Here is a 7600-nt window from a genome sequence, read left to right on the forward strand (position 1 = left end):
CTCCTCCTTAAGAAATTTAAAATTTTAGATCGCTTGCGGGTTGCCGCCATCTTTTGCTCTTGTGACAAATCGTTTAGCCATTTTCGCAAATAGCTAAATATATGCTAAATTTCATCTTACCGCGCCGCGTAAATTTTAAAATTTTGCTTTTATACAGGCGCTGTTTTCTTGCCTATCTCTCGCCGATAACTCGCCGCCTGTAGTTTAGATGAAATTTTAAAATTCCACTACCTAAACGCATGGATAAAATTTTAAAATTTCGTCGTCCACGCGCACGAACGAAATTTTAAAATTCCACGCCGCTTAACACGAGCGGATGAAATTTTATAAAATTTTGCCGCCGCAAATCAAAGCGCAAATAAACGCGCTAGCGCACAGAAATCGCGCGAATTAGTAAAAGTCGCGTTTGAATTTTATCGATAAATTTATGAATCCCGCCTATGCTTCGGCGGTTTCGTTTTCATTGATTACGGCTTGCATCGTGTCTCTGGCGTGCTGCAGCCAATCTTTATCGCTCGTATCGAGCAGGTCTAGGTAGATGATTTTGACATGTCCGCTATGGACGGTGAAATCGTGAGAGTTTGCGATATGCTGCGTGCCGATGAGCACCACTGGCTGGACGCGCAGACCAAGCTTGCTAACGATCGCTTTGGCGCCGCTTTGGAATTGCAAAAGCTGCGTGCCGCGATGTCTGGTGCCCTCTGGAAACATCGTGATGACGCGCCCTTCGCTCACGCGCTGCTGCACTTCGTGCACGATCCGCACCAGATCGCGCGGATTTGAGCGATCGACTTGGATCATCTTCGGAAGAGTGATGATTTTACCGATGATAGGGATGTCTGCGATCTCCTTTTTAGCGATCCAGCAGATATCGGCGGGATGGGTCTCTTCGAGCACGACGATATCCATTATGCTTTGGTGGTTGGCGATTACTAGCTGCGCGCGCGGATCGGGGGTACCTATGATCTGGATATCGTATCCAATGCCGTAGCGCTGGAAGCGCCCCCAAATGCGACGAAAGCGGCGATGAGAGGAGTTTTTCACCGCCATAGCAATCACGACGCAAACGACGGTAAAAATAAACCAAATCGCGTAAAATAGCGCTCTAATCCTTGCTAAGCTCATCTTTTTTAACCCAGCCGATCTTGTTGCCGCCCAGCATGATTTTATAAAATTCCTTATTCGTACCCAAAATTTCGACCTTTTCGGGATTTTTAGTCACGTAAAACACGGTGGAGCTTTGCATAGGCAGAATTCTAACCGGAGAATTTTGCGCGATACTGCCCGTGCCGTAAGGCCTTTGCGCGTAGAAATTTACCGCCAAAATCAGCACCGCAAAGATAAGCGGCGTGATATTTTTGCTAAGCAGAAACATCACCAAAAGCCCGGCTGCAAGGGTATAGATCGCGATCTGCTTGTAAGCTTCGAACTTGCTCTCTTTCGGATTTAGCCCGATCTGCGTGCTAAGATCCTCAGCGCGCGGATTAAGCTCAAGCCCGAAATTTTCAAATTTTTTAGTATTAAGATTGAAATAGCTGAAGTCTAAATTTGTGATATTTTTATCCACGACGGCGAAATAATATCCACTCTGACTTGCGTATGTGCCGCGCACGGAGTCCACACCCTGCTTAATAATGGCTGGATTATCGATACTAAAAGCGCTGATTGCGCCGTTTCGGATACCAAGATCGAGCGTGAGTAGATTTGAAGCGTCGTCAAATTTGGTAGTTTTGTAGTTTTTAAGTTTCAGCTCGTCGGCTACGATATGCGAAAAATTAGGCTTCGTGTCAAGCTTCATAAATTCCGGATTATCAGGTTTGATAGAGCTTTTTTCAAAGAATTCTCCATTGCGCTGCAGTGTCAAAACGAGCTCATTTATCTTATCGCTCTTATCGCTTGCCGCAAACCACAGCGTCGTCTCAAACATCTCGTCACCCTCAATCCACGTAAGATTGTCAGCATTAAGCCACTTCATACCATTGGTGCGGCTGATCTCTAGCTTTGGCTTGACGGTGATTTTCTGCCCCAAATATACGGCGAAGTCAATCTTAAAAATTTGATTGCAATATACCTTCCTAGGCATCCCGCTAGCTTTTAGCGTAAGCTCCTTAGGCTTAATGTCCTGATAGACCTTATCGTCGGATACGTCAAGATCGACTTCGTTAGTAGGCGCCAAAGCCTTAAGATCGTCGATGCTTAAATTATCCATCGACATAACCTCTTTTTTATTGTATTTCAGCATTACCTTAGAATTATCGCGCGTCTGCGGCTCGTCGGGCTTATCCTCAGCTTTTTTCGGCGCATATTTACTTAGATCGTCAAGCGAATCGATCTCAATCTCCGGCGCAGCAAACGCAAGCGTGCAGACACCTAAAATAGTAAGAATTTTTTTTAGCAAATTAAGCCTTTTAGCATTTTCTCTCCATCCGTGCCGCCCAAAATAGGCTCTATCGCGCGCTCAGGATGCGGCATCAGTCCGAAAATCTTTTTGTTTTTATCGCAAATCCCGGCAATTGCGTCTACTGAGCCGTTCGGATTTAGATCCGCGCCATTTTCGTCGCAATATTTTAGCAACACGCAATCCTCGTCGTATAGCGACTTTAGCGTATCCGCAGGCGCATAGTAGTTGCCCTCGCCATGCGCGATCGGGATATTTAAAATTTCGCCCTTATCGCAACAGCGTAGAAATTTATTATCGTTTGAAACGACGCGCAAATTATGAAATTTTGAGATAAAGCTTAAATTTATATTTTTATTCATCGCGCCTGCGAGCAAGCCTAGCTCCAAAAGCATCTGAAAGCCATTACAGATGCCTAGGATATAGCCGCCGTGCGCAGCATGAGCAAGAACCGCCTTCATCACCGGACTAAATTTAGCAATCGCCGCGGTTCGCAGATAATCTCCGTGGCTAAAGCCGCCGGGAAGCACGATCAGATCGGCGTTTATGTCGGTTTCTTTATGCCAGATTATCTGCGTTTCGCAACCCAGCGCGTCAAAGGCGTATTTGCTGTCGCGCTCGCAGTTGGTGCCGGGGAAATTGACGATCGCTACCTTCATATCACGATCTCATAGTCTTCGATGACGGTGTTTGCCAAAATTTCATCGCACATCCTGGCGACGTCGGCATAAATTTTATCCCTATCCTCGCCATCTATATCAAGGACGATCTGTTTGGCTACGCGCACGTCCTCTACTCCGCTAAAACCAAGCGAAGCGAGGGCGTGTTTGACCGCCTTGCCCTGCGGATCGAGCACGCCCTGTTTAAGCCTTACGTTTACGATTACCCTCATCGCTTATCCTAAAATTCTACGCAAGACCTCTTCGTAGGCCACTTTTACGCTACCAAGATCCTGTCTGAATACATCCTTGTCGAGCTTTTTATCGGTCTGTTTGTCCCAAAAGCGGCAGCTATCGGGGCTGATCTCATCTGCAAGCAGGATATTGCCGTCCTTATCTCTGCCAAGCTCGATTTTGAAATCCACGAGCTTTAAATTTCGCTCATCAAAAAATTTAATCAAAATTTCATTGATCTTGCGCGCGATCTTTTTGAGCTCGTCAAGCTCGCTTTGGCTCTTTACGGCGCCAAGCAGCAAGCAATGCTCGTCGTTTAGGATCGGATCGCCCAGCTCGTCGTCTTTGTAGCAAAACTCCACCAGAGCAAACGGAAGCTTCGTGCCCTCTTTGATGCCCAGGCGCTTTGTAAGCGAGCCAGTGGCGATATTACGAGCAATAATCTCAAGAGGGAAAATCTTGCATTTTTTTACGAGCTGCTCGGTTGGGCTGATCGTCTCTACGAGCGCAGTGGCGATGCCATGCTTTTTAAGCAGATCAAAAATAAGCGTCGAAATTTTGCAATTCAACGCACCTTTGCCGCTCTCTTCGGCTTTTTTGACGCCGTTAAACGCCGTCAGCGAATCTTTAAATTCCGAGATCAAAAGGTCGTCACTTTCGTTAACCGACCACATCTTTTTGCCCTTGCCTTCGTAGATGAGCTCTTTTTTGGTAGCTTGCATCACACTCTCCTTACTTGATGTTTAGAATTTTTATCGCGTCTATTGCGGTTTTCAACTGGATATCGTTATTAATCTGCTCTGCTGTGATGAAATTTTTCTCATCCTTTTTCTGAGCATCTTTTTTCTTGGTCTCGACCTTGGCTAACTCGCCTTGCAAATGCTTTTTAAGATCAGCTTCTTTTAGCGAGAATTCATCCTCGTCGCGGCTCGGCACCTTGCCCGGCGCCACTATGAGATCAGGCGTCACGCCCACCGCTTGGATGGTGCGACCACTTGATAGATAGTATCGCGCTATGGTAAGCCGCAGAGCTTCTTTATCCTCTATCGGCAGGATCACCTGCACGCTTCCCTTGCCAAAAGTTTTTTCACCAACTAACACGGCGCGCTTTAGATCCTGAAGCGAGCCGCTTACGATCTCGCTTGCGCTTGCGCTGCCGCCGTTTACTAGCACTACCAGAGGCAAATCGGTGATCTTCTTTTTAGGATCGGCGTTATGCGCTTCGGTTTCGTTTTTCGCGCGCCCTTTTTGTGAAACGATTAGGCCCTTATCCACGAACAAATTTACCAGCCCGATCGCCTGATCCAAAAGCCCGCCCGGGTTGTTTCGCAGATCCAAAATAATGCCCTTGGCGTCTCTATGCTCTTTTATAAATTTGCTCGCATCCGGAACTACGTGCTGATCGAAATTTGTAACGCGCAGATATAAAATTTTGTCATCCTCGATCATCTTGGCATAAACCGATTCCACTTTGATTATGTCGCGTATGATCTCGACGTCGAAAGGCTTGCTAACGCCTTTACGCACGATCGTTAGAGTGATTTTAGTTTTTGGCTTGCCGCGCATCTTTGAGACCGCATCGTCGATCGTGATGCCGAAGGTCGCGTTGCCGTCGATACGCAATATCACGTCATTGGCCTGAATGCCTTTCTTATCTGCAGGAGTCCCCTCGATAGGCGAGATGACTGTCAGAGCGCCGTCTTTCATACCCACCTGAATTCCAAGCCCGCCGAACTCGCCCTCGGTTTGCACTTTCGTGTCGTTAAACGCCTTTTCGTCCATATAGCTTGAGTGCGCGTCGAGGTTATTCATAAGCCCCGAGATCGTCTTGTCCACAAGCTCCGAGAAGCTCATCTCATCGACATAATTGTTTTCGACGATCGCAAGCGTTTTGGTAAGCTTAGCTAGCGCCTCCAGACGAGTTTTTTCGCTGTCTGGCTTTTTGGTCGCGTTGACCTCTCTGGCTTGTAAATTTCCGGTAAAAAAACTGACGCCTAAAAATAGAGAAAATATGAATCCCAAGCCGAAGAAGAGGTGTTTTTGTCGCAAAGTTTATCCTTGAAAGTAAAATGGAGTGAATTTTATAGAAAATTGGCTAAAAATAAGGTAAATTTCATACGAAATTTGCGCGTTTACGGATAAATTTAAGGCGAAAATTTTAAAATATCACTAAAAAACCTTGACATAAACACACTAAAGTTATATAATGCAACCAACTTCAACTTTAGGAGAAAATTTATGAACGAAACTATTGAAATTTTAACCGATAAAATGCGCTCTTTGCTCGAAAGCAGCGTTTCTTTGGCGATCCATTCCAAAAATAGCGAAGTGGGCGTATTGCACATGCTCTGGGCGTTGGTAGCCGATAGCGGCTCGGTTCTAAATCAAATTTTTAATAAATTTAGCATCGAAAAGACCGCGGTCGAGCTTGAGATCAAAAGCGAAATTTCAAATTTGCCTACGAGCTCAAACGTCACGAAGGAAAACGTGCGAATCTCGCGCGAGCTGATGAACTCGCTTGAGATCGCAAAAGGGCTGATGACGAGCTCGGGCGATAAATTTATCGCCGTAGATACCTGGCTGATTGCGAATTTAAACGCAGATCCGCTAAAGAAAATTCTATCTAAATTTGCAGATCTTAGCGAGATCAAAAAGGAGCTAGAGGCGCTTCGCGGCGGCAAAAGCATCGATTCGCAAACCGCCGACGAGACGCTTGAGGCGCTTAGTAAATTCGGCGTCGATCTCACCGCCAAGGCGATCGCGGGCGAGCTCGATCCGGTCATCGGTCGCGACGAGGTGATCTCGCGAATGATGCAAATTTTAATCCGCAAGACGAAAAACAACCCGATCCTACTGGGCGAGCCGGGCGTCGGAAAAACCGCTGTCGTCGAGGGTCTTGCTCAGCTGATTGCAAAAAAAGAGGTGCCGCTCAGCCTGCAAAACAAATGCGTCATCGCACTTGATATGAGTGCGCTGATTGCGGGCGCGAAGTATCGCGGCGAGTTTGAAGATAGGCTCAAAGCCGTCATCAACGAGGTCCTAAAAGCCGCAAACGTCGTGCTTTTCATCGATGAAATTCACACCATCGTAGGCGCGGGCGCAAGCGAAGGCTCTATGGATGCCGCAAACATCCTAAAGCCCGCTCTTGCGCGCGGCGAGCTGCACGCTATCGGCGCTACGACGCTGAAAGAGTACCGAAAGTATTTTGAAAAAGACGCCGCGCTTCAACGCCGCTTCCAGCCCGTAACGGTCGCAGAACCTAGCGTGAGCGAGGCTACGGCGATCCTGCGCGGCATAAAGGAGCGGCTAGAGGTGCATCACAACGTCACTATCACAGATAGCGCGCTTGTGGCGGCCGCAAGGCTAAGTGACCGCTACATCAGCGATAGGTTCTTGCCCGATAAGGCGATCGATCTCATTGACGAAGCGGCGGCGGAGCTTAAAATGCAGATCGAAAGCGAGCCAAACGAGCTTGCCAAGGCCAAGCGCGACATCCTCACGCTTCAGGTCGAAAAGGAAGCCCTTAAGATGGAGGATGACGGCAAAAACGACGAGCGGCTCGCGCAGATCGATAAAGAGATCGAAAATTTAACCGAGCAGAAAAACGCGCTTCAGGCTAAATTTGAAAACGAAAAGTCCGTATTCGGTGGCATCAGCGAGGAGAAAAAAGCGATCGACAGCCTTAAAAACGAAGCGAGCTTAGCAAGACGCAACGGCGATCTTAGCAAGGCTGCCGAGATCGAATACGGCAAGATCCCCGCCGCGCAGGCGAAGGTTAAGGAACTTGAGGCGAAGTGGGACGCGATGAAAGAAAACGGCGTGCTTTTGCGAAACCGCGTGGACGAGGAGAGCGTGGCTGAAATTTTAAGCAAGTGGACGGGCATCTCGGTAAGCAAAATGCTCTCCTCCGAAAAGGAGAAATTCCTTCACATTGAGGAGCATCTAAAAGAGAGCGTCGTGGGGCAGGATGAGGCGTTGCACGCCATCGCTCGCGCCGTCAAGCGCAATAAGGCGGGGCTTGTGAATGAAAATCGCCCGATCGGAAGCTTTTTGTTTTTGGGCCCTACCGGCGTCGGCAAGACCGAGAGCGCGAAGAGCTTAGCGAGGTTTTTATTCGACGACGAGCGGGCGATGATCCGCTTTGATATGAGCGAGTATATGGAAAAACACAGCGTCTCGCGCCTGCTCGGCGCGCCTCCTGGATACGTGGGCTACGACGAGGGCGGACAGCTTACCGAAGCCGTACGCCGCAAGCCCTACAGCGTGGTGTTGTTCGACGAGATTGAGAAGGCACACCCCGCCGTATTCA

Annotated in this window: 7 protein-coding genes; 1 reads left to right on the forward strand and 6 read right to left on the reverse strand. The window is 48.0% G+C overall.

Features of this window, described 5'->3' with window-relative positions:
- Positions 1-438: 438 nt before the first annotated feature.
- Genes Q0413_RS06815 through Q0413_RS06840 form a run of 6 tightly spaced genes read right to left on the reverse strand, consistent with a single transcriptional unit; the run spans position 439 to position 5313 of the window.
- Positions 439-1125 carry a 1-acyl-sn-glycerol-3-phosphate acyltransferase gene (locus tag Q0413_RS06815; protein WP_298098480.1) on the reverse strand — a complete coding sequence of 229 codons (687 nt, stop codon included), beginning with the start codon at positions 1123-1125 and terminating at the stop codon, positions 439-441.
- Entirely contained in the window at positions 1106-2398 is a 1293-nt protein-coding gene (locus Q0413_RS06820) for an SH3 domain-containing protein (protein ID WP_298988232.1), read from the reverse strand. The genes Q0413_RS06815 and Q0413_RS06820 overlap by 20 nt, the downstream gene beginning before the upstream one ends.
- Entirely contained in the window at positions 2392-3057 is a 666-nt protein-coding gene (purQ, locus tag Q0413_RS06825; RefSeq protein WP_298988233.1) for a phosphoribosylformylglycinamidine synthase I, read from the reverse strand. The genes Q0413_RS06820 and purQ overlap by 7 nt, the downstream gene beginning before the upstream one ends.
- Positions 3054-3290, reverse strand: coding sequence for a phosphoribosylformylglycinamidine synthase subunit PurS (gene purS, locus Q0413_RS06830; protein ID WP_298988235.1), 237 nt, complete (start codon positions 3288-3290; stop codon positions 3054-3056). Before purS ends, purQ begins: the two co-directional genes overlap by 4 nt.
- Before the next feature lie 3 nt (positions 3291-3293).
- Positions 3294-4013, reverse strand: a complete 720-nt coding sequence (purC, locus tag Q0413_RS06835; RefSeq protein ID WP_297896375.1) for a phosphoribosylaminoimidazolesuccinocarboxamide synthase — start codon at positions 4011-4013, stop codon at positions 3294-3296.
- Positions 4014-4023: 10 nt separating this feature from the next.
- Positions 4024-5313 carry a S41 family peptidase gene (locus tag Q0413_RS06840; protein WP_366939661.1) on the reverse strand — a complete coding sequence of 430 codons (1290 nt, stop codon included), beginning with the start codon at positions 5311-5313 and terminating at the stop codon, positions 4024-4026.
- Between the two features lie 216 nt (positions 5314-5529).
- Between Q0413_RS06840 and Q0413_RS06845 the strand changes: the two genes are divergently transcribed.
- Positions 5530-7600, forward strand: a 2071-nt coding sequence (locus Q0413_RS06845) for an AAA family ATPase (protein ID WP_298988237.1), incomplete at its 3' end; no start/stop codon positions are given.

Origin of the sequence: uncultured Campylobacter sp., assembly GCF_938045465.1 — a bacterium.
Classification (GTDB): Bacteria; Campylobacterota; Campylobacteria; order Campylobacterales; family Campylobacteraceae; genus Campylobacter_B.

Excerpts from the sequence above, each read along its gene's own strand:
- purQ (WP_298988233.1), bottom strand. The coding sequence starts at position 3,057 with ATGAAGGTAGCGATCGTCAATTTCCCCGGCACCAACTGCGAGCGCGAC.
- Q0413_RS06815 (WP_298098480.1), bottom strand. The coding sequence starts at position 1,125 with ATGAGCTTAGCAAGGATTAGAGCGCTATTTTACGCGATTTGGTTTATT.
- purC (WP_297896375.1), bottom strand. The coding sequence starts at position 4,013 with ATGCAAGCTACCAAAAAAGAGCTCATCTACGAAGGCAAGGGCAAAAAG.
- purS (WP_298988235.1), bottom strand. The coding sequence starts at position 3,290 with ATGAGGGTAATCGTAAACGTAAGGCTTAAACAGGGCGTGCTCGATCCG.